The sequence below is a fragment of the Bacillus sp. AFS073361 genome (assembly GCF_002567005.1).
Lineage (GTDB): Bacteria > Bacillota > Bacilli > Bacillales > Cytobacillaceae > Neobacillus.
The window spans coordinates 1-26383 of record NZ_NUZU01000043.1 but is presented as its reverse complement, the minus strand read 5'-3'; the positions used below and the strand labels follow the sequence as shown (position 1 = coordinate 26383).

Genomic DNA, 26383 nt, shown 5'->3' with positions numbered 1-26383 from the left:
GAGAGAGTGGTTTCCATTATTACTTGTACAATAAGAGATGAGAATATCAATAATGTTTTTAAAAATTATAAACAGCAATCCTGGAAGAATAAAGAGTTGATCATTATCCTAAATAAGGATTCTATGAATATGGATAGATGGATTACTGAGGCTAGGAAATATCGTAATGTCCAGATTTATCAACTACACGAAAAGGCAACTTTAGGTGACTGCTTAAATTTTGGGATTATGAAATCAAATTATGATATTATTGCCAAATTTGATGACGATGACTATTATGGGCCCGATTACATTAAAAGTTCGATGGCTGCTTTTAAAAATAAAGATATTTCTATTATCGGAAAAAACTCCGTATTTATCTATTTTAAAAATAAAAAAGCGCTGATCCATGTAACAGGTAATGAGAATTCAATCACAGACACTGTTGCTGGAGCGACCTTAATGTTTAGAAAAGCTGTCTGTCAACAAGTTCCATTTGAAAAAGTAAATCGAGCTGAGGATTTCTTTTTCATTGAACAATGTAAGGAGAAGGGATTTAAGGTCTTTTCAACTGACCGATTTCATTTTGCGGTTATCAGAAATGACGCTGATAAACATACGTGGAAGATTTCCGATAATGAACTAATGGAATGGGGAGAAATAATCGCCTTTACAGATGATTTCCAAACATTAGTGTCAAAAAATAATGAGGATTTGCAGAACTCGTTATAAAGAAATATTTTTCAATAATTATTATAATCCTGAAGGCTACAATTAGGAGGACCAGTTCATTTATCATTAAAGATACATTTCTATTCAGTTTGGTTAGCTTCCTTTGCGTAACATTATTTATTGAGTTTCTGACCTTTATTGATACACCTGTTGATTGAAGCGAAGCACCTGGAGCGCAAATCAACAGACTTATCACAAAGCCCTGAATTAAAAAAAGAAGCAGGAAGCCCTGCTTCTTTTTTAATTCATCTTTCATAAAGATTTATTTATTTCTTTTTGCTTGTACCCGCTGATTCGCTGCGTTCGCTCGTGCTTGTGCCTCAAGGTCTGCATGGTCTGCAAATTCTGCAGAATATTCGACGTCATTTCCATCTGTAATTTTTAGGTTCTTAGGTGTTTGTGGAAGTGAACTTTTATTACTATTACCAGTTCCATTATGCATACGCCCCATTACTAAAAACCCCTTTCATTGTTAACATCCAAGGAGCAGAATTGCTCCCTTTACTATGATTTACAACTTAAAAGGGAACCATGAATGGAAAATACTTCAGCAGAACCTTTCGATAGTTATAGTCTCGTTTTCTTGTCGTGAAAGCCGCCAGCACGATCTGCCATTTTAAATTCTCTTTGATAAGATACCTCTTGCATACTCGTTAGAGAGTATTTTCCACGATCCTTATCCTTTTTCTTCTTTTCCGCCATTTTGCTCATTCCTTTCAACAATTTTTTTAGTTAATCGTCATCAAGCTATGTGGTAAAAAATAGAAGCACTTTATGTACTTATTTCCATTTTTACCTTTTAAGAAAGGAATGATACGGATTTTATGAAAATATATTTTTTAATGCCAAATTTAGATTTGAGTACTTAAATGGATAGCCATTGTCTAAAAGCATCTCCGGGAGTACTTTTTGCCCATCAACAACCAATGTGCTCATTTCACCAAGAAGCAGTCGTAGAGCAACACTTGGGACAGGCAGCCAGTAAGGACGATGCAATACACTTGAAAGTGATTTTCCAAATTCAGACATCGTTACAGGATGGGGTGCAGTAAAATTAATGGGGCCAGCCATTTGTTCATTTTCGATAATAAACAGTATACCATTGACCACATCCTCAATATGGATCCAGGACATCCATTGACGTCCATTCCCAATTGGCCCGCCAAAAAATGATTGGTAAGGGAAGGCAATTTTAGGCAGGGCACCATTGTGTTTATCCAGAATAATTCCAAATCTGCAAAAAACAGTCCGTATTCCTAACCGAGAGGCCTTGCTCACCTCATTTTCCCATTGCTGCACTGTATTTGACAAAAAATCATTCCCGAACCCATGGTTTTCTTTTTCCGTAAAAATTTTCACTAAAGATGTTCCATAAATGCCTATAGCACTTGCATTAATCAGTGACTTTGGTTTAGTCCTTAATTTAGAAATGATATCTAGCAGTGCGTTAACAGAATTTAAGCGACTGGTTAAGATCTTTTCTTTTCTTTGCTGTGTCCACCGCCCGCCATTGATCGATTCGCCAGCAAGATTAATAAAAATATCGGTACCCTCAAGTTCTTGTATGGGGCTTGAATTTTCACTTTGCCATTGAACAAAACGAATTCGATTAGTTCCATTTGTGTTTTTTCTGCCTCTAGTTAAAATGATTACCTCATGATTGTTTTTCAACAATTGCTCCGTCAGAGCTTTCCCTACAAAGCCCGTTCCACCAGCAATGGTAATTTTCAATTTTTCCGCCCCCTTAGTACGTTTATCTTACAATATTTTATGAGGATTATGGTAAAGTAATGTTGAGGTGAATGACATGGCTACGATTACTAAGATCACCACTCAGCAAAAAAATCAGGATCGCTTTAATATTTTTATGGATTACGGCAAGGGGAAGGGAGAGGAATTCGCCTTCAGTGTCGATAGTGATGTTCTGATCAAATTCCAATTAAAAAAAGGGATGGAACTTGACGATTTCTCCTTTATGGAAATTCAGTATCAAGACGACATACGTAAAGCATATAACAAAGCCATCCATTATTTATCAAGAAGGATGAGGTCTGAAAAAGAAATCAAGGATTACCTTACTTCAAAGGAAATAGAAGAACCTGTCATTAATGAAATTATCCATAAACTATCCGCATTGAAATACATAAATGACGAGGAATTTGCCTTTGCTTATGTACGAACCCAAGCAAATACTACTGACAAAGGTCCAACGAACATCAAAATGGAACTGAAGGAAAAAGGGATTGATGAAGGCACAATCATGCTTGCCTTAGGGGAATATCCGTTGGAGCAGCAAATTGAAAAGGCTGCAAAAATAAGCGGAAAGTTTTACGAAAAGAAAGCTAAAGAATCATTAAAAATCCAAAAACAAAAGCTGGAGAACCTGTTGCTTAGAAAAGGTTATTCATACGATGTCATTAATATTGCCGTTAATGAAGCGTCAGTAAACAACGATGCTGATGAGGATATGAAGGCAATCAGATTTCAAGGTGAGAAGGCACTCCGAAAATATAGTAAGTTCAGCGGCTTTGAATTTCAACAAAAGATGAAGCAAGCTTTATATCGAAAAGGCTTCCCAATGGAACTGATTGAATCATACCTTGGAGAAGTGGAAAATCATGACCAAGAAGAGTCATGATTTTTTACTTTCAATAATAATGGAGTCCTGATCGATTTGTTCCATAATCATCTCTGCAATTTCTTTTGGAGTACGGAAACGGGAAGGGTCTTTGACATGGTCGGTATGATCCCAAAATGGAGTGTCCATACCGCCCATATAAACGGCATTTATTTTAATGCTGTGATCTTCATATTCCTTTTGCAAACTTTCTGTAAAGCCTCTAACAGCAAATTTACTTGCTGCATAGACGGCTTCATTTACTTTTCCGCGCAAACCTGCAGTCGAAATAATATTCATTATTCTTCCATCAGTCGTTTGAAGTAAATAAGGTAAAATTTCTTTGGTCATCAAAAGAGTACCCAAAACATTTGTATTAATCATTTCTACCATGTCTTGTTCATTTATTTCGACAAATGGACCGAAATGCCCAACACCTGCATTATTGACTAATCCGGAAATTGTATATGTATGGCTTATTTCTTTTACTTTTTTTGATACATCATCGCCGTTTTGAATATCTAAGAGCAGAATATCAGCCTTTCCCCCATTAGCAACAATTTCATCCCTAGCAGATGTTAACTTTTCAACCGTCCTCCCAGTAAGAAGTAGATGATAACCTTTCTGTGAAAAAAGGTGTGCCAATTCTTTTCCTAATCCAGAACCAGCCCCAGTAATTATGATTGTTTTCATATCTAATCTCCTTCATTGATTTCAAACTTTATTAATTATATAAAAATTACTATACTAAAATAAAGGGATTAATAGGGAGTGAATGAATAATGCAGCAGGACAAACGCTATAGTACAATGACAGAACATGAATTACGTCAGGAAATTGGCATACTTCAGGAGCAAGCACGAAAAGCAGAACAAATGGGAATGGTAAGTGAGTTTGCAGTTCTAGAACGAAAGGTTCAAATGGCAAAAGCATACCTAATGAATCCAAATGAGTTTAAACCAGGAGAACTTTATGAAATCGAGGGTAGTCCAGGCCAATATTTTAAAATTGACTATCTAAACGGTGTGTTTGCATGGGGGTATCGTCTTAAGGGGGATGGCCATGAAGAGGCCTTGCCAATCTCTTTGTTAAAAAAGTAGAAAAAATGAAAAGACAAACCAAAGAGTAAATCTTTGGCTTGTCTTTATTAACAATGTTAATGGCTATCTATTTATACACTTGCGGCGATTCGTCGTCGCGCTCTCCAGATGCACGCATGCGCTCTTGTGGATGAGTATTAATCGTGCCATCTGCTCTTTTTGAAGCATATTCTGCCTTAGCCCGAGGTTCTCCCTCGAGTTTATTGTTATTTTGATTTGGGAACCCAGTTTCTTTATTTCTCATGCTATACCTCCAAAATGGAATGAGAGCACGTGAAAAGCAAAGCATTCTCATTGCTTACCACGTACCATTAGTATCTGCTTTATTAATTTAGGTTATGTTAAAAGAAATTGCCAATGAGGTGTGAACATGAACAGTTACCATGACGAATTAGCAAATCTGCTATTAAGTAAAAATAACCAACTAAGCTATAACCAAGCAAGGACATGGGTGGAACTGCTTTGGGAAGATTTTGAAACAACCTACGCAAAGGCAGGCAGAGAATATAAGGGTAGTGACATGACTGAGAGAATTGTTAAGCAATGGATTGAAAACTATGGGGAAAAGTTACACGAATTTGTGGCAACCAACCCAAAATACAAGGACTTTCTGAAGCAGGAAAAAAATAGCTCAAACTAGAAAAAGCGAGTGACTTTTCGTCACCGCTTTTTTTACTGATAAGATGCTGGCGCTTTCGAGGAGGCCATACGCCGCTTTCCAGGGCGCTTGCGCTTTTTTAACTTGGAATGATGCTTAATTTTTTCCGTAATTTCTTTTCACTAAATACCCAGCCAGTATAGGAACTAATCGGTTTCAAGTCGCAATCTAATTGAACTACAGCAACAAACGGATAATGGCCATTGCTCCGGTAACGTAAATCAATAAAGCGCACTTCATAAAAATCGGTGTATTCATCCACTTCCCACCGATAGACTGGTGAAAAAGATAAAAACGCTGACAGATTCTTATCCTTCTTTGCTGCCTCAATTACTGGGGTCTTTGGGACGGGAATTCGGTTAAAGTAATCTAATATCTCGACTTCATTATTTATCGCCTTTCCTACAAAAAACTGTTTCGTATTCATGGCAGCAATTCTCCATTGATGGAACCTCATTGTTGGTGCGATAATTATATCTGTTGCATCCGGTATTTTTTTTCTTATCTCAGCCATTACACGATGTTTTGCCTTAAAGCGCATGATATAATATCCGACAATGATGGCATACATGACTAAGAAGGTATAGCCGGGATCAGCTCCTAATACCCAAATAATGATTCCAAGAATATGAATTCCAAAGATAACGGGGTCAAAGGTATTGATGACTCCTAAGGCGACCCATTTTGAAGAGAAGGGTCTGAGTGCTTGTGTTCCATAAGCATTAAATATATCAACAAATACATGAATAAAGACCGCTGCAAATGTCCATGCCCATAAATGAAATAGATTAGCTCCAGTGAAAAACGGATATATAACGGCAACTATGAGAAGCGGCCACAAAATTACAGCTGGAATGGAATGGGTAACGCCTCTATGATTGCGAATGTAAATGGCATTATTCTTCAACTTTAAAACCGTATCAATATCAGGTATTTGCGATCCGGCAATCGTAGCAATTAAGACACTAGTGGTGGCGGCATGGCTGCTAGCGACAACAGGATCAAGAGTTGCCAAACCACCTATAGCAATACCCATAACAACGTGTGTTCCTGTATCCAAAAGGAAATCCTCCTTCAAATATAATTCTTGTCAAACATGCTCCAGTGATTTAACGTAAAACAAATATATTACTTATTATAATGCCTTTTTTCACACAGTTTAACTACATCTGGAGGAACAAAAGTTATGATTATTGAACTAAAGAATATAGAGAAAATCAACAAATCTGCTTTTCAATCAGACTTAATCACCTGGTTTAAACACGAACAACGTGATTTACCTTGGCGAAAAGACCAAGACCCTTATAAAATATGGGTATCAGAAATCATGCTGCAGCAAACAAGAGTGGATACAGTCATTCCCTATTTTAATCGTTTTATCGAGTGGTTTCCTACCATAGAGGATTTAGCAGAGGCGGAGGAAGATAAAGTATTGAAGGCATGGGAAGGGCTCGGATATTATTCGAGGGTACGAAACTTACAATCAGCAGTTAAGGAAGTAAATGAGAAGTATAGCGGTATCGTACCAAATACTCCAGAGCAAATCGCTGGGCTGAAAGGTGTGGGCCCCTATACTGCAGGTGCCATATTAAGTATCGCTTACGGGATTCCTGAACCTGCCGTGGACGGAAATGTAATGAGGGTGTTTTCAAGAGTTCTCTCCATATGGGAAGACATTGCCAAATCCTCCTCACGAAAAATATTTGAAAAAGCAGTTCGAGAATTGATTTCACACGATGACCCATCCGCTTTTAACCAAGCTTTAATGGAATTAGGAGCGTTAATCTGTACACCAACCTCTCCTTCGTGCTTATTATGTCCTGTTCGAGAGCATTGCCAAGCGTTCGAAGAGGGAGTTCAAAATGAACTTCCGATAAAGACCAAAAAAACTAAGACACGAGATGTTCAACTAGCTGCCGCGATCCTATTAAATGGTGATGGAATGGTATTAATTCACAAGCGGCCAGCAACAGGTTTGCTCGCAAATTTATGGGAGTTCCCTAATGTTGAAATTCATCATCCCTTACAAAATGATCGGGAGCAGATTAGTGAATTATTTGAGCAATCCCTAAAGATAAAAGTAAAACTTGAAAAAATTATTGGGCAGCTTGAACATGTTTTTTCTCATTTGGTGTGGAATATTAATGTATATACAGGTGTGTTCCAATCTGATTTTCAGGAAAGTGACGAGTGGAAGTTTGTTTCATTAGAAGAAATGAAAGAATTTGCCTTCCCTGTATCCTATCAAAAAATGCTTAAGCTTTATCTGGAACGCCAAAAGGAATGAACGCCGCAAAATGCGGCGTTTTTTCAATCGTATACTGTTTTCGTACCATGTGTATAATCTGCCTCTTGTCTATTAATGCCTCCCCGGCTTTCAATTTCCTCAATAATTTCACGATGAATCGTTTGTCCCTCACTATTTAAATAGGGAGCAATTTGCTGCAAAGAATGATGAAAAAAAGCAAGCTCACTGCTTTTCCAATCCGCTTTGGCCATCATTGACAGTTCGGTCATATCACGTCCAACATACATAAGCACTTCTTCCTTTCCAAGGTAATTTACTCTTATTGTTTAATATTAATTGTCTTCTATTCGTGGAAAAGATAAAATAAAAACATTACTTGATACAGAAGGGAATAGTTTGATGACTCAAAAAGTAGCACTCATCACTGGAAGCAGCAGGGGTATCGGTAAGGCGACAGCTCTTCGATTAGCTGAAGCAGGATACGATATTGTCATAAATTACGCTAGAAGCAAAAAATCAGCTCTAGAGACAGCGGAGCAAATAGAGGCATTAGGTAGAAAAGTACTCGTTGTTAAAGCAAACGTCGGCGACGTGGCGAAAATAAGAGATATGTTCACCCAAATTGATGCAGAATTTGGACGTCTGGATGTGTTTGTAAATAATGCAGCCTCTGGCGTACAACGGCCGGTAATGGAACTTGAAGAAAATCACTGGGATTGGACTTTAAATATTAATAGCAAAGCTTTGCTGTTTTGTGCACAGGAAGCTGCAAAATTAATGGAACGAACTGGCGGTGGTAAAATTGTCAGCATTAGTTCTCTGGGATCTATTCGCTATTTAGAAAATTATACGGTCGTTGGCGTTTCAAAGGCGGCCTTAGAAGCACTTACAAGATATTTGGCGGTTGAATTAGCTCCTAAAAATATCGTCGTTAATGCTGTTTCAGGAGGCGCAGTCGATACGGAAGCATTAAAGCATTTTCCAAATCGTGAAGAACTGCTTCAAGAGGCAAAAGAAAAAACTCCTGCAGGACGAATGGTGGAAATTGAGGATATGGTAAATTGTGTGATGTTCCTTTTATCAGAGGAATCGAGCATGATTAGGGGGCAGACCATCATTATCGATGGTGGAATTTCATTACTCGTTTAATTATTTTTAAATAATATTTTTTTTCGGATAATCTCCACGAAGCATGGTTACATTATATTCGTGGAGGTGATTAACTTGGCAAAATTCAATCAACAGCCAAACAAAACTTCAGCTGGAACTAACATCCAGGAAGTAAGACAACAAAACGCTCAATCTCAATCTGGGTCCCAAGGCTCATTTGGAACTGAATTTGCGAGCGAGACAAATGCTGCTGAAGTAAGACAACAAAACCAACAATCTGCTCAAAGATCTCAATCTGGTTTTGCTCAGGGTTCTCAAGGCTCTTCCGGCCAATTTGGAACTGAATTTGCAAGTCAAACAGATGCTCAAGAAGTAAGACAACAAAACCAACAATCTGCTCAAAGATCTCAATCTGGTTTTGCTCAGGGTTCTCAGGGCTCATCTGGCCAATTTGGAACTGAATTTGCAAGCCAAACAGATGCTCAAGAAGTAAGACAACAAAACCAACAATCTCAAGCCCGTAAAAACCAAGGCAATGGCCAATTTGGTCAAAGCTAATAATAGTTAAAAACCAAGAAGACACTCTAGATTCGAATAGAGTGTCTTCTTTCTGTGTCATTGTACTTAGAAAACTGTCTAGCTCCAGCGCCTAGGGGCTCGGGGTCATAAGCCAATCCGTCCTGAAGGTTAAAAAGCAACCTTCAAGCCGGCTCGTCTTATGCCTGTCGCCCCTGTTCAAGGCGCCTCCGCTTTTCAATTTCGACAAAACTTCTCTAATGTCTACATAAATTTTCAAAGGAGAATACAACTTGGTCAAGAATACATATTAGGAACTAATAAGAAGGCGGTGAGGGAAATGGATCATTTTAACAGATTAGTTTCCGAGCAATTGGTAACGATGGAGAAATTATTATTTCTTCAAGGAGAACTTGAGCGTTGTCAACAAATCGAAGCAGAGCTTCAAATGTTACACAAGTCAACGGATCTTGAAAGTATCCAATCAGAGATCCGGCTGATGAAAGATGAGTTAAAAGGGATCCAGTCCACTTTTGAAAAGCAGACAGAAGAAGTAATCAATTCCTATCGGGAAATGAACTTAACACCTTCCTTTTAGGTGGAAAAACAAAGAATTCCCTAAAAAATTCGCAAATTTTTACAAAGAGCCATCGAAATATGGCTCTTTTGTTTTAAAATCTGTTCTCAACCGTTATAATAATAGTAATAAATAGGAATTGTACTTTGTTACCTTTTGTCATTATTTATCTAACGGTTTAAATAGGGTTGCAAAGCGTTCAGGAATGAAGGTAGGGGAGAAACATGGGCGTACCCATCGAAGGTGAACCAATGCAAATACATAGCTATAAGCACAATGGGCACATCCATCGCGTCTGGGAAGAAACAACTGTATTAAAGGGGACACAGAATTTGGTTATTGGAGGCAATGACCGAACACTAGTGACAGAATCAGATGGAAGAACATGGATAACAAGAGAACCTGCCATTTGTTATTTCCATTCACAATACTGGTTTAACGTAATTGGAATGATTCGTGAGGATGGTATTTATTACTACTGTAATATCAGTTCCCCTTTTATTTTTGATGGCGAAGCACTAAAGTATATTGATTATGATCTAGATATTAAGGTGTTTCCAGATATGACTTTTAATTTACTAGACGAAGATGAGTATGAACGTCATCGCCGTGAAATGAATTATCCAGATCCGATTGATCAAATCCTAAAAAGGAATGTGGAAAAACTGATTCAATGGATTCGGCAACGGAATGGCCCATTTGCACCAGATTTTATTGATATTTGGTATGAACGTTATTTAACATACAGACGTTAGATGGGTAAAGAGGATATTACGCGCCTGTTGATGTAATCAACAGGTTTTTATTTGCTTTTGTGTAAAGGAAGCAAACAATGTGATTTTATTATTGTAAAAAAGTAATTGGTATAGCATGCTTCTTATTATTTTTTGAAAGGAGGGCTATTTTGAGCAGTATTCTTAGGTATCTGCAATTTGTAAAACCGTATCGGTTCCAGGTGATAGGGACAATCATCATTGGGGTAATTAAATTTTCTATTCCGCTTATGATACCACTATTGATTAAATATGTTGTGGATGACATTGTAGGTAGTCATACTCTTTCTCACGACGAGAAGCTTGAAAAGCTCTTATTCATTCTGGTTATTATGCTTGTTGTTTTTGTCATCCTGCGACCGCCGATTGAATATTACCGTCAATATTTTGCCCAGTGGACTTCAAGTAAAATCCTTTATGATATTCGTGATACGATGTATACTCACATTCAAAAGTTAAGTTTTAAATATTTTTCAAATAATCGTGCGGGGGAAATAATCTCACGTGTCATTAATGATGTGGAACAGACGAAAACGTTTGTCATTTCCGGATTAATGAATCTTTGGCTGGATATTGCCACAATTATTATCGCCATTATTCTTATGTTTTCAATGAGTGTTAAGCTAACGTTCGTATCAATATTGTTGTTTCCACTTTACGCATTTTCGATTAGTTATTTTTTTGGGAATCTACGTAAGCTGACTCGGCAACGTTCACAAGCACTTGCGGAGGTGCAAAGTTATTTGCATGAGCGTGTTCAAGGTATGCCGGTAATTAAAAGCTTTGCGATAGAAGATTTTGAACAGAGTCAATTTGATAAGCAAAATAAGAATTTCTTGGAAAAGGCCTTACAGCATACCAGCTGGAATGCAAAGGCATTTTCTGCAGTTAATACCATTACAGATATTGCCCCATTAATTGTGATTGGCTATTCTGCTTATCTTGTCATTCAGAACCAGCTATCATTAGGGACGATGGTTGCATTTTTTGCCTATATTGATAAGCTCTACAATCCATTGCGAAGATTAGTTAATTCCTCTACAACAATTACTCAATCATTTGCATCAATGGACAGGGTGTTTGAATTTTTAGATGAGAAGTATGATATCGTTGATTCCCCAGATGCTCAAGTTTGTAATCAAGTACACGGTGATATTTCATTTGAAAATGTGTCTTTTAGCTACGAAGCAAACGAAGAGAGAGTCTTGAAAGATATTACTTTACATGTGAAAAAGGGGGAAACAATTGCCCTGGTAGGAATGAGCGGCGGGGGGAAGTCAACGCTAGTTAGTTTGATTCCCCGTTTTTATGATGTGACAAGTGGGAGAATCACATTAGACGGGATAGATATCAGAAACTTTAAGGTTCAATCTCTACGGGACAAAATTGGTGTCGTTTTTCAGGATAATCTTTTGTTTAGTGAATCGGTAATGGATAATATTTTATTGGCGAAGCCAGATGCAGCTGAAGAAGAGGTCTATATGGCTGCAAAAGCTGCTAATGCTGATGAGTTTATCTTAAACCTTTCTGAAGGGTACAATACTAGGGTCGGAGAACGAGGAGTTAAGCTTTCAGGAGGACAGAAACAACGAGTGGCGATTGCCCGAGTCTTTTTAAAAAATCCGCCTATCTTAATACTTGACGAGGCAACATCTGCTCTGGATCTGGAGAGTGAGCATGCAATACAAGAATCACTTGAAGCATTAGCTAAGGATAGGACCACTTTTATCGTTGCACACCGATTATCCACCATAACTCATGCCAATCGAATTGTCCTGATTGAACATGGTCAAATCGTAGAAATAGGGACACATGATGAGTTAATGGCGAAACAAGGGAATTACTATAAACTTTTTCAAGTTCAACAATTAGAACAAAAAGAAACCGAAGCAGAATAAATGCTTCGGTTTCTTTTTATAGAATGTCTTCTTCAATCAATACTTCATTATGATGATATGAATGAAAACTTGTAATTAAAGTATCTAAGTGTTCAACCTGTTCGCCATAATCGATAATCGAAGCTATGATTTGCATTGTATGAAATAAATGCGGCTGGTCTTGCTCAGTAAATTTTTGTTGGTGGAGTAAAAACAAATCAAATAATTGCTTTTTATTTAAGCAAACATTATTTTCAGAATCAGTGGGAGAGGTTGGAATTTTACCAATGAATCTAAGCATAAGTTGTTCATGATGGTAAATGAGACAATCCAATTGTTCTTGTATGGCTTGCTGAAATGACGCTGGAAGATGTAATAATTCATTCTCAAAACGATGAAGCCTTTTTAATGTATCGAGTGCCTTCTTGGCAGCTGAATGCATTTGCCTATAGATAACAAGCTTACGTGATTTTTCTAAGCTCTTTTTCTTAAAATAGCTGCGTTCTTCTCTATACATCGTGTAAAATTGATTCATTTGAATAATATTCTCTTTTAATTTTACAATATCTGATTTTAGTAGATTATGATCAAAGTCATGACGTGTGCTTAACCGAATCCATCTAATGATTTCTTCAGTCGTACTCGTCATTTTGAAGTAAAGTTTGTTTTCATACCTTGGAGGCATAAACAAAAGATTAACTATAAAGGCAGAAAATACACCAATCATAATGGTCGAAAAGCGGATTCCAGCAAATGGAATGAAATTTCCACCCGGGGTTTCCATTATCGAAATTAATGTAACAAGCGATAATCCAATTGTATTTTCAAGTTTAAGCTTTAAATTAATGGCAATGACAATAATTGCTGCTAATCCAATCACAATAATATGATTTCCCAAGAGAAGAACAAAAGCGACTGCGAGTAATGCCCCAATAAGATTTCCTTGAATTTGTTCAATAATCGTTAAATAGGAACGATAAATGGTTGGTTGAATCGCGAATATGGCGGCAATGCCAGCGAATACCGGTGAGGGAGAGTGTAACAACTGACCTAAGTAAAGTGAGAGTACAATAGCAATTCCCGTTTTTAATATGCGGGCACCTAACTTCATTCTAATTGGTTTCCTTTCAAAAGGTTTTCTTAAGCAAAATTTTACTATACATGGATTACCCCATATTATCAAGAGATATCAAATGAATTTTTTTGATATTTGTTAAAAAAAGTTGGAATAAAAAAACGTCCGCTAAAAAAGCGGACGTCCTTAAACTTGTTTCTATAAATCATTCTGTAGATACAGATGGATCAGCTTGCTCTTTGACAGGAAGTACTTGCACAAAGTGATTTTCAACATTCGTTAGTAGTGCACGAAGCTGCTGTGCTTCCTCTGTCTGACCGTTCTGTTCGAGCAGGTCAGTATATTTACCTAAAAGTTCGTTAATATCCTGTTTGCCCTTTTCATTTAGATCAACAATTGAAACTTTTGCACCTTTAGCAATTCTTCTCTGAATGGCTTCTCTGGTTAATCCCATTTCTGGCTGCTGACGAATATAAACAACCCCGCCTGTCATTCCTGCGCAAATCCATGGACCTGGGTCACCGAGTACAAGGCCGCGGCCATTTGTCATATATTCAAAGGCAAACCCTTTGATGTTTGCATTTGAACCGATATTCCCACCTTCATTTTCCGGAAGTGGCTTTTTAACTGTACCACCGATGATTAAATCTGCACCAGAAAGTCGTATTCCAGCTCTTGCGTCTGCATTTCCTTGCGCGATAAGAAGTCCCTTTTGAGCACCATAGCCGAACCCTTTTCCTACCGAACCATTATAGTATTGACCATTCTTACCTTTTGATTTTAATATTTGGATATTCCCACCAAAGGATGTTTTTCCAACGCCGTCTTGACCGCCGCCATTAACAGTGATTTCGATTCCTTCACTATTATAGGCACCTAAGCCATTTCCAGGAATGGAACCGTCTTTATAATTAAGCTGAACCGATGGTAACTGCTTATAAGAACCATCTAATCTTCCGCGGACACGGTGACAAGATACACGACTTCCAAGTACTCGCTGTTCGGATGTAACACTAGTGAATTCACGAGAAGAGTGTAATTGGTCCACACTGCCATCTAAGTATTCTGCTCCGACAGCTACTTGCATTTGCACCTCTTCAATTGATTTTGACGCTTCTGTTTTAGCAAATTGGCTGATTTCTAATGGTTTTAGCAAATAAGAGAGGCTAAGTTGACCCTGGCCTTTCATTTGCTCTAATAAATCAGAACGACCAACTGCATCTTGTAGATTGCGAACTCCAATGGAAGCCGATAGACTCTTTAATTCTGTTGCAAATGCAGTAAAGAGATTCATTATTCCTTGTACAGCTAAATCTAATTGTCTTGGAACAAAACGTCGTAGACCGTGTTCTTTTGCCTGTGCTTCTGATTCAATTTGAGTGGCAATACCGACGTGACAAGTATCTAAATGACAGCCACGGCAGGTCGTACAACCAATTGCCAGCATCGATAATGTCCCAAAGCCAACACGGTTAGCACCAAGGAGCATAATTTTCATAACGTCCATTGCACTTTTCATACCGCCGTCAGCCCAAAGTTCTACTTTGTGACGAAGGCCGCTTTCAAGCAGGGCATTATGGGCAGCTTTTACGCCAATTTCAACTGGTAATCCAACATGCTGTAGTGCGTGAATTCTTGCAGCACCTGTTCCGCCATCGAATCCGCTCAAAGTGATAATATCTGCTCCTGCTTTTGCAATACCAACTGCAATTGTTCCAATGTTCGGTACAACAGGGACTTTAACTGCAATTTTTGCTTGATCATTTGCCGTCTTCAATTCTAAGATCATTTGCGCTAAGTCTTCAATTGAGTAGATATCGTGATTGTTAGATGGAGAGATCAAATCGGAACCTAGGGTTGCATTACGTGCTTCAGCAACCTTTGCTGTAACCTTCGAACCTGGAAGATGACCACCTTCACCAGGCTTTGCCCCCTGACCAATTTTAATTTCTAATAGGTTAGAAGAGTTAAGAAGTTCAGCATTTACACCAAATCTTCCTGAGGCAATCTGCTGACCTCTTGTTTTTGGATACTTACCGAGCATATCTTTAATTTCTCCGCCTTCACCATTTAAGCTAACCATATTTAAACGGTCTGCACCTTCGGCATAGGCTCTAAATGCTGTTTCATTCTGAGAACCAAAGGACATGGAAGAAATAATGAACGGTAAATCATGGTCACCGACACGAAGGTCGACATCTTCTGGTACTAACTGTTTATTACTTGGTTTAAGCTGAATTAAATGACGGATCGTTGTTGGATTCTCTGTTTCTTGTTCGGTGATTTTATCACGATAAACATCGTAATCTCCAGTAGATGCTACTTCACCAATTGCCTTCCAAATCCGTGGGAAGAGATGGAAAGTCTTTCCGACTCTTTCCTTTTCATTGTGGTAATCTTCGGCTCTTGATAAAGCATCAAGTTTCATTGCTTCAAAATCAGTTTCAAGTTCTTTCGAACCAAAAAAGTTAACAATTTTTAATAGATTGGCAATATCCTCATGTAAGCCGATACTTGAGAATAATCGGCCATATCCGCGTAGTTCATGAATACCAATTGTTGAAATTACTTTTTCTAGCCCTTTAGTAAGTGCACTATAAAGGTTTATTAGAGGTTTTGATGTCTCGTCAAGAACCGTTAGGAACATATAGTAAGGGCTGATTAAGTCTGCACCTAATCCGAATGCCGTAATGATGTCATGAAGTGAACGAATGGCAGCAGAACGTAGGACTAAAGAACATTCTCTTCTTATTTCTGCTTTAACAAGTGCCTGATCAATGACTGAAGTTACTAAATGCGGATCAATCCAATAAGAATCTTCCTGATGTGCTTTTGCATCATCAAGAACAAGTAAAGTTTTTCCTGCTTGAACTGCCTGAACGGCTTCATTTGCAAGTCTTTCTAACGCTTGCTCTAATTTTTCTTCTTTACTGAATGTAGCAGAAATAAAAGTTACAAGCTTCCGTGCCTGAAAATGAGAGACAACTTGATCAAAACTTGGTTGATTTAAACTCTCAGATAAGTCATAGCCTGCTTTCCCTTCCAATAATAAAGGGGTAGTTAATTCAATAACTGTTTCGCTATTTTCTTTATTGAATAGAGTTGGACGCTTTCCAATAATGACACGTGTTGAAAAATGTTCAGTCTCACGGTCCCGGTCAATTGCAGGATTCGTTACAACCGCAACACTTTCTTTAAAATAATCAGCAATATTTTTTCTTTCTGGGTTAAGTGCAGCTAGTGGTGCATCATGACCAAGAGATCGAATTGGTTCCACACCTTTTTCCGCCATTTGTTCGATTAATTGAATATGATCTCGTTCCCAGCCAAATGCTTTATATTGTCCATTATGGATTTTGTCAGGATATGTCATCGTAACTGTTTTTCCTAATGAAGGAGGTAGCAAACGAGCCCTAACCTCACTAATATTTAACTTCTCAGAAAAACGGGAATAGACTTCAGTTTGAAAACGATCTTGCTCAAAAACCTCCAGCGTTTCACCATTCCATTTAAAGCCAACCTTTTCACCTGGTGCTAAAGGCTTTGGTTCGTTAACATATTCGCTCGAAGAAATGATTCCTGGTTCAGAGGAAAATAAATAAGAGCTTTCTGTCTCGAGCATCCACAGCGGACGGAGTCCTAGTGCATCAACACTAAATACGGCTTCATCACCATATCTTGAAATAATCCCTGCAGGACCTTGAGCAAAATGCCCCCATGCTTCTCTTAGGTAAGTATATAAATCTTGAAGATTTTCAGGATATGCCTTAATTTCATTGATGATTGGCGGGAATAAAACATCGATTGCTTCAAATAATGAAAAACCTTCGCGGCAAATTAATGTTTCCATTGTCCGGCTTAAATCTTGAGAGTCACTGCCATCTTTGACAAGGGGTACACCAATCATTCTTGCTTCATCTCGAAGTTTGGCAATGGTATTAATTTCTCCATTATGTCCAAGAACACTAAATGGCTGTACTCTGAAGAAGCTTGATAAAGTATTTGTAGAATAACGATTATGTCCAAGCGTCATGGTTGAAGCCACAAGTGGATTCGCAAGGTCATGGTAGAAACGTGGGAGAATATCTCCTGCACCCATTACCTTGTATACGACATGGTTGTGACTTAATGAAGCAACATGAACTTGATCATTCGATTCAAAATCAATTAATACTTCGAAAAGGCTCTTGGTTAATTCTTGGCCAGTTATTGAAGAAAGACAGGCAAATTGCCAGAAAATAGGATTTTCCTGGATGGCGATTGGGCCAAGTGCAGAAGAATCCGTTACTTGATCTGATTCAAATACTACATCAAAGCCGTATTTCTCTAGCTTATTAAGTAATTCCTGTTTGGTAGTTTTCCAGTTTACTTTTTGACTAATAAAAACATGCCCAACAGCAAATTCATCTTTTTCAGCAAGTGTTGGTTCTTGACCTGCTTGAAGCAATTTTTCTTTCCAAAGCTCCACTGGGATATCGGTATGAATGCCGACACCATCGCCTTCACCATTTATAAATCCAGCGCGATGATTCATGGTCACAAGCGCGTCTATACAATCAAATATATTTTTTCTAGTTGGACGCTTAGATTTTTCAAGACATGCAACGATTCCGCAAGCATCATGTTCTTGTTTGTGGAAATCTTTAAATAGGGAAGGGGTCCATTTTTGTGTCATCATATTAGGCTTTAGCAGTAATCTACTAAGGCCATTCACCTCCTATGAAACTAAAAGTTTAAGTATAAATTCGTGGTTGTGTATTCGTTTGTCACTTTAACGGGGTATATAGTTAAAGGATAAATTAAAAAATTAGTAATTTAATAGTATCATAAGAATTTTCAGAAATCAAATAAATATACATTATTTTGGATAAGAAAATAGTGGATAAAAGGCACTGATTTGATTAGTGAATATGTTAATGTAAACGTTTTCAAAGGGTTTAAAAGAATAAAAGGAAGTGATTTCCACTTCCTTTTGTGCATAAAAATTGTATATTTATTCGTTCGAGAGTAAAGAAAATGCATTTCTTACTGCATGTAAAGTAGCCTCAATATCCTCAACTGTATGTGCGATTGTTAAAAACCATGCTTCATATTTGGATGGAGCAAGATTTATTCCTTGATGGAGCATATGCTTAAAGAACTTTGCAAATGTTTCTCCGTCTGTATTTTCTGCTTGAACATAGTTTTCAATTTTTTCCTTTGTAAAATAAATAGTTAGAGCACCTTTCAATCGATTGATTGTTATGTCGATATTATATTCTTTCGCAGCCTCTAAAATCCCATTCTCAAGAATGGCACCTAAACGGTCTAGATAATCATAAATTCCTTCTTGTTTTAGGACTTCGAGACAGGCAATTCCAGATAGGATGGAAGCTGGATTTCCTGCCATCGTTCCTGCTTGATAGGCAGGGCCCAGCGGGGCAACTGTTTCCATAATTTCTTTCCGTCCACCATACGCGCCAATTGGAAGACCGCCGCCAATTATTTTTCCAAGGACGGTTAAATCAGGTTCGATTCCTAATAAATTTTGGGCACCACCGTACATAAACCGAAACGCTGTAATGACCTCATCATAAATCACAAGCGCACCTGCTTCATGGGTTAAGTCATTGACCTGCTGTAGAAATCCAGGTTTTGGTTCGACGATCCCGAAGTTTCCGACGATGGGCTCCACTAATACACCAGCAATTTGGTCCCCCCATTTCTCTAAAGCTTCTTTAAATGGTTCAATATCATTAAAAGGTACTGTTATTACTTCTTGTGCAATACTTTTTGGGACACCTGCAGAATCTGGTGTACCTAATGTAGATGGACCGGAGCCTGCCGCAACCAGGACAAGGTCAGAGTGACCATGATAACAGCCTGCGAATTTAATGATTTTATCCCTTCCAGTATAAGCCCGGGCAACGCGTATTGTTGTCATGACAGCTTCTGTCCCAGAGTTTACAAACCGAACTTTTTCCATCGAAGGAATGGCTTCTTTCAACATTTTTGCAAATTTAACTTCATGTGGTGTGGGTGTTCCATATAATACACCACTTTCTGCGGCGTGTTTGATTGCTTCAGTAATGTGGGGATGGGCATGACCAGTGATAATTGGCCCATAGGCAGCTAGATAGTCAATATATTGGTTTCCGTCCACATCCCAAAAGTATGCCCCTTGAGCCCGTTCCATTACAACGGGTGCTCCGCCGCCTACGGCTTTATAGGAACGTGATGGACTGTTTACTCCGCCCACAATATGTTCAAGTGCTTCATTATGTAATCTTTCTGAATTAATAAATTTCATATATTTCCCTCCTTCAATTACTTCTATCCCATTTTAGCACTTTTTCAGCTAATTTTTGTCTGTTTAACTATTCGGATATTTCATGAATGCGTGCTTGTTGTTTTATCAATCTTATTTGGCTAAACTAAATTTCTAGGTCATTGTTTTGGGGGGAGAAAATGAATAATGTAATAGAAGTTAATAATTTGCGAAAAGAATTTAAGGCATATTCCAGCCGAACTGGTTTAAAAGGAGCATTTAGGGATTTATTAACAAGAAATTATAAAATTGTTCCTGCCGTTAATGATATTAATTTCTCTGTGAAAAAAGGTGAAATGGTAGGTTATATCGGTGAGAATGGCGCAGGAAAATCAACCACCATTAAAATGCTGACCGGAATTTTAACTCCGTCATCAGGAGAAATCGTGGTAAACGGGATGAACCCGCATAAAGAACGAGAAAAATTTGTCCAGACAATTGGGGTTGTGTTCGGACAACGGTCTCAATTGTGGTGGGATATCGCCGTTCAAGAATCCTTTCGCCTCTTGAAAAAAGTGTACAAGGTGTCCGATGAAGATTATAACAGCCACATGAGTCATGTGATTCGCACGTTAGATATCGAACCGCTGCTAGATAAACCAGTAAGAAAATTATCGCTAGGTCAGAGAATGAGATGCGAACTTGCTGCTGCGCTCATTCACAATCCGCCATTATTATTTTTGGATGAACCAACGATTGGATTAGATGTGCTTGTAAAGCTAAAAATTCGTGAATTTTTAAAAGAGATTAACGAGAAATATCAGACTACGATCCTTTTAACTACACACGATTTAACAGATATTGAGGCATTGTGTGAGCGAGTAATCATGTTAGATGAAGGTAAGGTCATATATGATGGGGCATTAAAGAATCTTCAGGAGAAATGGGGGGAAGGGAAAGAGATTCAATTTCAGTTTCTTGAACATGTCGAACTGTCTGCTGTGCATAACCTCACCAGTGAAATTCCTGTAAAGTGGGACCTGGACGAAAAAGGGCAAATCTTTACGGCTACGCTGGAAGATAATGATGAAGTTATTTCTCAAGTCATTGCCAAGTTGGTAGCTGCTATTAAAATAAAAGATATCAAAATAAATGAAACGTCGACGGAAGAAATTATTCGAAATATTTATGAAAAGGGTGCGGTATAAGTGGATAAATACCTTGAGATGATTAGAATCCGCTTTTTAATGATGCTTGCATACCGGACCAATTATTACACGGGAATTTTAATCTATAGTATTAATATTGGTGCCTATTATTTTCTATGGTCTGCGATTTACGGGAATAAAGAGCAAATTGTTGGTCTTTCAGTTACGCAGATGACCACATATGTTGCTGTTTCCTGGATGGCCCGTGCCTTTTACTTTAACAACCTTGATCGTGAAATGGCCCTGGAAATTATGGAGGGTAAAGTAGCAGTTGAATTAATTAGGCCCTACAATTACCTGGGGATGAAAGTTATGCAGGGGTTAGGGGAAGGGATTTTCAGGCTATTCTTCTTTTCGGCTCCAGGACTGATTATCGTTTATTTTGTCTTTCCAGTACAGTTTACATGGGATCTCAGTGTTTGGGGATTGTTTGCCATTTCCATTTTGTTGAGTTTCTTTATAAATACGGAGTTGAATTTACTAACAGGAATTACTACTTTCTTCATATATAATAACTCTGGGCTGATTCGAGCCAAACGTGTTGTCATTGATTTGTTCTCTGGGTTGTTACTGCCGATTAGTTTTTTTCCGGGCTGGGCCCAGGCTGTGATGAAATATCTTCCCTTTCAAGGAATTAGTTATTTTCCGAGTATGATTGTGACCAAAGGTTTTTCTCAAGCACAGGCGATTGATGCAATCACTCAACAATTTGTTTGGGTAATACTGTTATTTTTTCCAATCCAAATTCTTTGGTCCTTGGCAAAGAAACAACTGATTATTCAAGGGGGGTAAGAGTAAGAGTTGTTCTATATTTCGATGTTTTTTCAATACCTATCACAGTATTTAAAAACGAGACTTCAATATCGAGCCGATATTTTTGTTGAATTTTTCTCAGATCTATTATCACAAGCGATAAATTTAATTTTTATATTAGTTGTATTTGGTCATACCAATTTACTCAATGGCTGGAGCAGGGATGAAATTATCTTTATTTATGGATTTTTTCTCGTCCCATCTGCTGTTTTTTCTGCATTTTTTAACATTTGGGATTTTAATGAACGGTATATCGTGAAGGGGGAATTGGATCGAATCTTAACAAGACCTATCCATAGTCTCTTTCAAATCATCCTTGAGAGGCTTGAACTAGAGTCCTTATTAGGAGCTCTTACAGGAATTGCTGTGATGTTTTATGCCGGAAACCGACTGGATCTTTCACTGCATTGGTTTGATCCATTTCTATTTATCCTTTTTGTCATTGGTGGGGCACTTGTTTATGGAGGAGTTTTCATCATGATTGCCTGCATTAGTTTTTGGGCAGACGCTCGTACGTCGCTAATGCCCATGATGTACAACATTAGCAATTATGGCAGGTACCCTGTAAATATTTACAATAAACTCATTCGATTTGTCTTAACATGGGTGCTGCCATTTGCCTTTGTTGGTGTTTACCCCGCTGCCTTTTTTCTTGGCAAAAAGGAATGGTTTTGGTATTCATTTTTAACACCTGTAATTGGTGTTGTTTTCTTCCTCATTGCTGTAATGATTTGGAATCAAGGTGTAAAGAAATATAGAGGAGCAGGGAATTAGTTTTAACAGATATTTTATTGTCCAAGCTAGCATAGAAATAAACTACAAAAAGTAAAATTTTGAGGTGGTTTATTTTGTTTTTTTTCTTGCTTCCAATTGTTATTTTTTGCATCTTCATGAGTTTAAGAACGCTTTTTATTCCTAATACAGTTAAAGATAAGTTAGTATCCATTGATAATTTTTTGTATTTAGGCTCAGTTTATTTGACGGTTATTCTTGGCTTTGGACTTATTTATTTACTTTTTGAGTTAATTGGCATGTCCTTACTAATGGAAGTTAATAATCAAGATAACAGGAATATTTTTGAGACTAGTTTTTATTTTAGTGCGATGACCTTATTTTCAGTCGGAAATGGTGATGTCATTCCGCAGGGGATAGGCAGGATTATTACAGTAACAGAGGCGTTGATTGGATATACATTACCGGCAGCTTTTGTAGCTCGAGTTATGTTTGACCGGGAAACATTATAAGTGATGCAGGATAGTTGTTTTATATGGGTGAATTTTGTTACGCTTACCTAAAGGAATTATTATATGGGAGTGGTAAATGATGACGGTTGAAATTGGAATGCAAGTACCAAATTTTGAGTTAGAGGCCAATAATGGCGAGACTGTAAATCTATCAAATTTCCGAGGCACAAATATCGTTTTGTATTTTTATCCAAAGGATATGACGCCAGGATGTACTACAGAAGCATGCGATTTTCGAGATCAAATTCAAAAATTTACTGAAGTGGATGCAGTTATTTTGGGGGTAAGTCCAGACCCAGTTGACCGTCATCAAAAATTTGTCGAGAAATATGGATTGCCTTTTCTTCTTCTAGCAGATACAGAACATCAATTAGCAGAAAATTTCGGAGTGTGGAAGTTAAAGAAAAACTTCGGTAAAGAATATATGGGGATTGAAAGGTCTACATTTATTATTGATAAGGAAGGCAAGCTCGTGAAAGAATGGAGAAATGTCAAAGTCAAGGGTCATGTTGATGAGGCTTTATTATACATAAGGGAGCAGCTCAGCTAATTCCTTAACAGAAGCCTATTTTGTTAAGGGAAGGCATTTGTCCAATGCAAGTTACGTGAGATTGAATATCCTTTTATTAGGGCATACCTCCTCAGATAAATTTTGGGTCCATAGTGGCCCTTTTTTTTATGGAGATACAAAGGGTTTTTATATTTTGAGTTTTCTAAATATATTAACAGGTGTTATGATGAAAAAAATGCTCGCGCAATAATGCCTTGTAGTCACGGTCATTAACAGGAGGTTTAATAAATGAAAATTTATACTAGAACTGGTGATAAAGGAACAACTTCACTAATATACGGAAAAAGAGTGGCGAAAAACGATTTACGTGTGGAAGCATATGGCACTTGTGACGAAACCAATTCAATGATTGGTCTTGCTCTTAGCTATTTAAATAAGGAAAATTTTCAAGGGAAAGAAATAATTGATACTATATATCATAAAATACAAACAAATCTCTTTCATGTAGGTGCAGAACTGGCCACCCCAAAAGGAATGGAAGTGAAGTGGGCACTTGCTTTATCAGATGTTGAAGAATTGGAAAAACAGATTGATGAATGGAATGAGGCAATTCCAGTGTTAACAAATTTTATCTTGCCAGGGGGACATCCTGCAGGTGCTGCTTTCCATGTGGCGCGAACAACAGCAAGGAGGGCAGAAAGATGCGCTGTTGGATTAGGTGAAGAGGTTAATCCACTTGTATTAGCTTATTTAAATCGACTTTCCGACTTATTGTTTGTGACTGCACGCTATGTAAATTTCCAATTAAGTGCATCTGAACAAACATTACATGGAAAAGGATAATAAACATTATTTGTTAATAAGATAACAATATTGACAAAAGTACATTTTACTTAGTAAAATTAATTATAACAATTATAAAGTAAGAATATTTTTTAGAAAGAAGGTGCATGGCGATGAACCAGTTAAAAGAAGCGTTGGATACCTTAAAGGAAACAGGGGTACGCATTACTCCACAACGTCATGCGATACTTGAATATTTAATAAACTCGATGTCACATCCTACTGCAGATGATATTTATAAAGCCCTTGAAGGAAAATTTCCAAATATGAGTGTGGCGACGGTTTACAATAATTTGCGAGTATTTCGTGAAGTAGGTCTTGTGAAGGAACTGACATTTGGGGATGCTTCAAGTCGATTTGATTTCGTTACATCTCATCATTATCATGTCATCTGTGAAAAGTGTGGAAAAATAGTGGATTTTCTATATCCAGGCTTAGATGAAGTGGAGCACCTAGCTTCCCATGTAACAGGTTTCAAAGTTGAAAACCACCGTATGGAAATCTATGGTTCCTGTCCGGAATGTGCAAGTAAAGAGGTTCATTAACCTTAAAGCAGCAGATTTTTGTGAATAAAGAAGGAAGACTTAACCACAGTAGCTTTTTAGCAAAATGGTTTAGTCTTCCTCTTTTATTTTCTTATTTTTTATTATATGACTCGTCAAATTCCTTGCCTACTAGATTAGGATCAAGGGTTAATGGTTCACGACAATACATACACATATCCACTCGACCAAGCATTTTCGTGTGCTTTCCGCAGTTAGGGCATGTTACTTGGATAGTTTTTGTTGATAGCATACCAATCCAAAAATAAACAATAGTACTTGCGATAATAAAAAGAAGGCCCAAAATCATAAAAATGGTCATAATAAGTGGAGAAGTTCGAAAAAAGATCCCGCCATACATAACAATGAAACCTATAAAAATTAATGATAATGCAAAGGTACGAATTTTATTTATTTTACTCGAATATCTTGCCATGTTACTCCCTCCTAGAGAAACTATACCATAATTATGGTAAGAAGGAAAAAGCAAGGATGAGAAATGTCGAAATTTGTCTCCGAAGAAAGAAGGAGATTTGTTATCATTGTCGAAGTTATATTGCTACCTGAAAAAAATGGAGGAATAATAGATGGAAGACATCCTTCGGCCTATTTATCAAGAACGGGCGAGCCAATTGAATACTCTTGGAGTATTGATGGTAGAAAAAAAACAAAAGTTAAGTCATATAACAGATTCATTTGATGTAATCTTGTTAATCCTTGTCAAAGAAGCAGAGCAGCCCCTATTTATAAAGCACTATACCTACCACGATAAAAAGGCAGCCATGCATATCATCACGGAAGAGCAGTTGAATGAATGGATTTTATTAGGATCGAATCGGAAAATATTTGAATGGCTTTATGAGGCCAAAATCATTTTCGATCGGAACGAATATGTAGCCAATTTAAAAACAGAATTGCGTGATTTTCCTTTTAATGGGCGCAAAATAAAAATAGGTTTAGAATTTGCAAAATTGATTCGACGCTATGTGGATGGAAAAGCCTTATTTGAAAGTCATCAGTTTTTAGATGCCTACAATTATGTTGTTCATTCCTTGCATCATCTTGCAAGGTTAGCTGTGTTAGAAAATGGGCTTCATCCAGAGTTAACGGTTTGGAATCAAGTAAAACAGATAGAACCTGAAATTTATAAATTATACGAGGAACTTGTGTATAGTGAAGAAACGCTTGAAAAAAGACTCGAACTATTATTCCTTGCAAGTGAGTTTATGATTCATTCAAGAACTAAAATGGGGACAGGTCATTTTTTAGAAGTACTTAGCAGCAGGGAAGTTTGGTTATTCAATGAAATTATGAGTGAACAGGAATTAATTCCTTACTCTGTTGACCTAGGAGTATTACTTGAATATTTAATTGATAAACATTTAATCGATGTAGTGAATATAGAGACAAAAGGCCAGGGTGTTTTTCATAGAGGTTATCGTCTTAATAAAAAATTATTGTAAAAAAGAAAAAAACGTATTGACCTTATAAGGAATACTTGGTATATTAATAACCGTCGCTGCAAGACATTGAAAAAATGTTTTCGTAAGTGGCGGTTAAAAAAGTTATTGACAGTTTTTGATGACTTATGTTATATTAATAAAGTCGCTTCTGAGCGATGATAAAATCGTTCTTTGAAAACTAAACAAACAGAATCGTGCAAACAAACAATAAATTTTAGTTTCTTTTAAGAAGCTAAGCCAACGTAACAAA

The 26383-nt window shown here is 37.4% G+C and carries 29 protein-coding genes; 18 read left to right on the top strand and 11 right to left on the bottom strand.

Going from position 1 to position 26383, the window contains the following annotated elements; all coding sequences use genetic code 11:
* Window positions 1-6 precede the first annotated feature (6 nt).
* Entirely contained in the window at window positions 7-711 is a 705-nt protein-coding gene (locus COJ96_RS23565; RefSeq protein WP_098576245.1) for a glycosyltransferase family 2 protein, read from the top strand.
* Window positions 712-973: 262 nt separating this feature from the next.
* Here the strand turns inward: COJ96_RS23565 and COJ96_RS23560 are convergent, their stop codons facing one another.
* From COJ96_RS23560 to COJ96_RS23550, 3 genes are all read right to left on the bottom strand, one after another.
* Window positions 974-1162 carry a YfhD family protein gene (locus tag COJ96_RS23560; protein WP_098576244.1) on the bottom strand — a complete coding sequence of 63 codons (189 nt, stop codon included), beginning with the start codon at window positions 1160-1162 and terminating at the stop codon, window positions 974-976.
* A gap of 116 nt (window positions 1163-1278) precedes the next feature.
* Window positions 1279-1413: a YfhE family protein gene (locus COJ96_RS23555; RefSeq protein WP_081825373.1), complete on the bottom strand. Its 135-nt coding sequence runs from the start codon at window positions 1411-1413 to the stop codon at window positions 1279-1281.
* A 120-nt stretch (window positions 1414-1533) separates the two neighbouring features.
* Entirely contained in the window at window positions 1534-2442 is a 909-nt protein-coding gene (locus COJ96_RS23550; RefSeq protein ID WP_098576243.1) for a TIGR01777 family oxidoreductase, read from the bottom strand.
* A 76-nt stretch (window positions 2443-2518) separates the two neighbouring features.
* Here COJ96_RS23550 and recX point away from each other — a divergent pair, with 76 nt between their 5' ends.
* On the top strand, window positions 2519-3349 hold the full coding sequence (gene recX, locus COJ96_RS23545) for a recombination regulator RecX (protein WP_098576242.1): 831 nt from the start codon (window positions 2519-2521) through the stop codon (window positions 3347-3349).
* Here recX and COJ96_RS23540 read toward each other — a convergent pair.
* Window positions 3344-4021, bottom strand: coding sequence for an SDR family NAD(P)-dependent oxidoreductase (locus tag COJ96_RS23540; protein WP_098576241.1), 678 nt, complete (start codon window positions 4019-4021; stop codon window positions 3344-3346). The two genes, recX and COJ96_RS23540, sit on opposite strands and share 6 nt — an antisense overlap.
* A gap of 89 nt (window positions 4022-4110) precedes the next feature.
* Here COJ96_RS23540 and COJ96_RS23535 point away from each other — a divergent pair, with 89 nt between their 5' ends.
* Window positions 4111-4428, top strand: a complete 318-nt coding sequence (locus COJ96_RS23535) for a YfhH family protein (protein WP_098576240.1) — start codon at window positions 4111-4113, stop codon at window positions 4426-4428.
* 67 nt (window positions 4429-4495) lie between these two features.
* On the opposite strand, the gene COJ96_RS23530 is transcribed toward COJ96_RS23535, so the two are convergent.
* Window positions 4496-4672, bottom strand: coding sequence for a small, acid-soluble spore protein K (locus tag COJ96_RS23530; RefSeq protein ID WP_098576239.1), 177 nt, complete (start codon window positions 4670-4672; stop codon window positions 4496-4498).
* A gap of 126 nt (window positions 4673-4798) precedes the next feature.
* Here COJ96_RS23530 and COJ96_RS23525 point away from each other — a divergent pair, with 126 nt between their 5' ends.
* Entirely contained in the window at window positions 4799-5068 is a 270-nt protein-coding gene (locus tag COJ96_RS23525) for a YfhJ family protein (protein ID WP_098576238.1), read from the top strand.
* A gap of 97 nt (window positions 5069-5165) precedes the next feature.
* On the opposite strand, the gene COJ96_RS23520 is transcribed toward COJ96_RS23525, so the two are convergent.
* Window positions 5166-6146 (bottom strand): metal-dependent hydrolase, encoded by a 981-nt coding sequence (locus COJ96_RS23520; RefSeq protein ID WP_098576237.1) that lies wholly within the window; start codon window positions 6144-6146, stop codon window positions 5166-5168.
* A gap of 126 nt (window positions 6147-6272) precedes the next feature.
* Here COJ96_RS23520 and mutY point away from each other — a divergent pair, with 126 nt between their 5' ends.
* Complete coding sequence (gene mutY, locus COJ96_RS23515) at window positions 6273-7373, top strand: A/G-specific adenine glycosylase (protein ID WP_098576236.1); 1101 nt, start codon at window positions 6273-6275, stop codon at window positions 7371-7373.
* 23 nt (window positions 7374-7396) lie between these two features.
* Here mutY and COJ96_RS23510 read toward each other — a convergent pair whose 3' ends face one another.
* Entirely contained in the window at window positions 7397-7621 is a 225-nt protein-coding gene (locus COJ96_RS23510; protein ID WP_098576235.1) for a hypothetical protein, read from the bottom strand.
* Window positions 7622-7733: 112 nt separating this feature from the next.
* Here COJ96_RS23510 and fabL point away from each other — a divergent pair, with 112 nt between their 5' ends.
* The 5 genes from fabL to COJ96_RS23485 all read left to right on the top strand — a co-directional run bounded on the left by fabL (window position 7734) and on the right by COJ96_RS23485 (window position 12208).
* On the top strand, window positions 7734-8483 hold the full coding sequence (fabL, locus tag COJ96_RS23505; protein WP_098576234.1) for an enoyl-[acyl-carrier-protein] reductase FabL: 750 nt from the start codon (window positions 7734-7736) through the stop codon (window positions 8481-8483).
* A gap of 75 nt (window positions 8484-8558) precedes the next feature.
* Window positions 8559-9002: a gamma-type small acid-soluble spore protein gene (locus COJ96_RS23500; protein ID WP_098576233.1), complete on the top strand. Its 444-nt coding sequence runs from the start codon at window positions 8559-8561 to the stop codon at window positions 9000-9002.
* A 298-nt stretch (window positions 9003-9300) separates the two neighbouring features.
* The gene (locus COJ96_RS23495) at window positions 9301-9558 is read left to right on the top strand and encodes a YgaB family protein (protein WP_098576232.1); all 258 of its coding nucleotides are present in this window, start codon (window positions 9301-9303) and stop codon (window positions 9556-9558) included.
* A 203-nt stretch (window positions 9559-9761) separates the two neighbouring features.
* Entirely contained in the window at window positions 9762-10292 is a 531-nt protein-coding gene (gene ntdP / locus COJ96_RS23490; RefSeq protein WP_098576231.1) for a nucleoside tri-diphosphate phosphatase, read from the top strand.
* Window positions 10293-10441: 149 nt separating this feature from the next.
* Window positions 10442-12208, top strand: a complete 1767-nt coding sequence (locus COJ96_RS23485) for an ABC transporter ATP-binding protein (RefSeq protein ID WP_098576230.1) — start codon at window positions 10442-10444, stop codon at window positions 12206-12208.
* Window positions 12209-12224: 16 nt separating this feature from the next.
* Here the strand turns inward: COJ96_RS23485 and COJ96_RS23480 are convergent, their stop codons facing one another.
* The 3 genes from COJ96_RS23480 to COJ96_RS23470 all read right to left on the bottom strand — a co-directional run bounded on the left by COJ96_RS23480 (window position 12225) and on the right by COJ96_RS23470 (window position 19551).
* Window positions 12225-13298, bottom strand: coding sequence for an FUSC family protein (locus COJ96_RS23480; protein ID WP_098576229.1), 1074 nt, complete (start codon window positions 13296-13298; stop codon window positions 12225-12227).
* A gap of 169 nt (window positions 13299-13467) precedes the next feature.
* Window positions 13468-17937, bottom strand: coding sequence for a glutamate synthase-related protein (locus tag COJ96_RS23475; protein WP_098576297.1), 4470 nt, complete (start codon window positions 17935-17937; stop codon window positions 13468-13470).
* A 318-nt stretch (window positions 17938-18255) separates the two neighbouring features.
* Window positions 18256-19551, bottom strand: coding sequence for a glutamate-1-semialdehyde 2,1-aminomutase (locus COJ96_RS23470; protein WP_098576228.1), 1296 nt, complete (start codon window positions 19549-19551; stop codon window positions 18256-18258).
* A gap of 158 nt (window positions 19552-19709) precedes the next feature.
* On the opposite strand from COJ96_RS23470, the gene COJ96_RS23465 reads away from it, so the two are divergent.
* From COJ96_RS23465 to perR, 7 genes are all read left to right on the top strand, one after another.
* The gene (locus tag COJ96_RS23465; protein ID WP_098576227.1) at window positions 19710-20717 is read left to right on the top strand and encodes an ABC transporter ATP-binding protein; all 1008 of its coding nucleotides are present in this window, start codon (window positions 19710-19712) and stop codon (window positions 20715-20717) included.
* Entirely contained in the window at window positions 20718-21509 is a 792-nt protein-coding gene (locus COJ96_RS23460) for an ABC transporter permease (protein WP_098576226.1), read from the top strand. It abuts the gene before it with no gap.
* Between the two features lie 9 nt (window positions 21510-21518).
* Window positions 21519-22304 (top strand): ABC transporter permease, encoded by a 786-nt coding sequence (locus COJ96_RS23455; protein ID WP_098576225.1) that lies wholly within the window; start codon window positions 21519-21521, stop codon window positions 22302-22304.
* Between the two features lie 74 nt (window positions 22305-22378).
* Window positions 22379-22774 carry an ion channel gene (locus COJ96_RS23450; RefSeq protein WP_306460612.1) on the top strand — a complete coding sequence of 132 codons (396 nt, stop codon included), beginning with the start codon at window positions 22379-22381 and terminating at the stop codon, window positions 22772-22774.
* Window positions 22775-22853: 79 nt separating this feature from the next.
* Window positions 22854-23324 carry a thioredoxin-dependent thiol peroxidase gene (bcp, locus tag COJ96_RS23445; RefSeq protein ID WP_098576224.1) on the top strand — a complete coding sequence of 157 codons (471 nt, stop codon included), beginning with the start codon at window positions 22854-22856 and terminating at the stop codon, window positions 23322-23324.
* A gap of 249 nt (window positions 23325-23573) precedes the next feature.
* Window positions 23574-24128, top strand: coding sequence for a cob(I)yrinic acid a,c-diamide adenosyltransferase (locus tag COJ96_RS23440; RefSeq protein ID WP_098576223.1), 555 nt, complete (start codon window positions 23574-23576; stop codon window positions 24126-24128).
* Between the two features lie 107 nt (window positions 24129-24235).
* Entirely contained in the window at window positions 24236-24673 is a 438-nt protein-coding gene (perR, locus tag COJ96_RS23435; RefSeq protein ID WP_026564336.1) for a peroxide-responsive transcriptional repressor PerR, read from the top strand.
* A gap of 91 nt (window positions 24674-24764) precedes the next feature.
* Here the strand turns inward: perR and COJ96_RS23430 are convergent, their stop codons facing one another.
* Complete coding sequence (locus COJ96_RS23430; protein ID WP_098576222.1) at window positions 24765-25106, bottom strand: YgzB family protein; 342 nt, start codon at window positions 25104-25106, stop codon at window positions 24765-24767.
* A gap of 151 nt (window positions 25107-25257) precedes the next feature.
* Between COJ96_RS23430 and COJ96_RS23425 the strand changes: the two genes are divergently transcribed.
* Window positions 25258-26133: a nucleotidyltransferase-like protein gene (locus COJ96_RS23425; RefSeq protein ID WP_098576221.1), complete on the top strand. Its 876-nt coding sequence runs from the start codon at window positions 25258-25260 to the stop codon at window positions 26131-26133.
* Window positions 26134-26383: the final 250 nt, after the last annotated feature.

Coding starts and splice junctions, on each gene's coding strand:
- COJ96_RS23560 (WP_098576244.1), bottom strand. CDS start 1,162: ATGGGGCGTATGCATAATGGAACTGGTAATAGTAATAAAAGTTCACTT.
- COJ96_RS23555 (WP_081825373.1), bottom strand. CDS start 1,413: ATGGCGGAAAAGAAGAAAAAGGATAAGGATCGTGGAAAATACTCTCTA.
- recX (WP_098576242.1), top strand. CDS start 2,519: ATGGCTACGATTACTAAGATCACCACTCAGCAAAAAAATCAGGATCGC.
- COJ96_RS23540 (WP_098576241.1), bottom strand. CDS start 4,021: ATGAAAACAATCATAATTACTGGGGCTGGTTCTGGATTAGGAAAAGAA.
- COJ96_RS23535 (WP_098576240.1), top strand. CDS start 4,111: ATGCAGCAGGACAAACGCTATAGTACAATGACAGAACATGAATTACGT.
- COJ96_RS23530 (WP_098576239.1), bottom strand. CDS start 4,672: ATGAGAAATAAAGAAACTGGGTTCCCAAATCAAAATAACAATAAACTC.
- COJ96_RS23525 (WP_098576238.1), top strand. CDS start 4,799: ATGAACAGTTACCATGACGAATTAGCAAATCTGCTATTAAGTAAAAAT.
- mutY (WP_098576236.1), top strand. CDS start 6,273: ATGATTATTGAACTAAAGAATATAGAGAAAATCAACAAATCTGCTTTT.
- COJ96_RS23510 (WP_098576235.1), bottom strand. CDS start 7,621: ATGTATGTTGGACGTGATATGACCGAACTGTCAATGATGGCCAAAGCG.
- fabL (WP_098576234.1), top strand. CDS start 7,734: ATGACTCAAAAAGTAGCACTCATCACTGGAAGCAGCAGGGGTATCGGT.
- COJ96_RS23495 (WP_098576232.1), top strand. CDS start 9,301: ATGGATCATTTTAACAGATTAGTTTCCGAGCAATTGGTAACGATGGAG.
- ntdP (WP_098576231.1), top strand. CDS start 9,762: ATGGGCGTACCCATCGAAGGTGAACCAATGCAAATACATAGCTATAAG.
- COJ96_RS23480 (WP_098576229.1), bottom strand. CDS start 13,298: ATGAAGTTAGGTGCCCGCATATTAAAAACGGGAATTGCTATTGTACTC.
- COJ96_RS23475 (WP_098576297.1), bottom strand. CDS start 17,937: ATGACACAAAAATGGACCCCTTCCCTATTTAAAGATTTCCACAAACAA.
- COJ96_RS23470 (WP_098576228.1), bottom strand. CDS start 19,551: ATGAAATTTATTAATTCAGAAAGATTACATAATGAAGCACTTGAACAT.
- COJ96_RS23465 (WP_098576227.1), top strand. CDS start 19,710: ATGAATAATGTAATAGAAGTTAATAATTTGCGAAAAGAATTTAAGGCA.
- bcp (WP_098576224.1), top strand. CDS start 22,854: ATGACGGTTGAAATTGGAATGCAAGTACCAAATTTTGAGTTAGAGGCC.
- COJ96_RS23440 (WP_098576223.1), top strand. CDS start 23,574: ATGAAAATTTATACTAGAACTGGTGATAAAGGAACAACTTCACTAATA.
- perR (WP_026564336.1), top strand. CDS start 24,236: ATGGCGATGAACCAGTTAAAAGAAGCGTTGGATACCTTAAAGGAAACA.
- COJ96_RS23430 (WP_098576222.1), bottom strand. CDS start 25,106: ATGGCAAGATATTCGAGTAAAATAAATAAAATTCGTACCTTTGCATTA.
- COJ96_RS23425 (WP_098576221.1), top strand. CDS start 25,258: ATGGAAGACATCCTTCGGCCTATTTATCAAGAACGGGCGAGCCAATTG.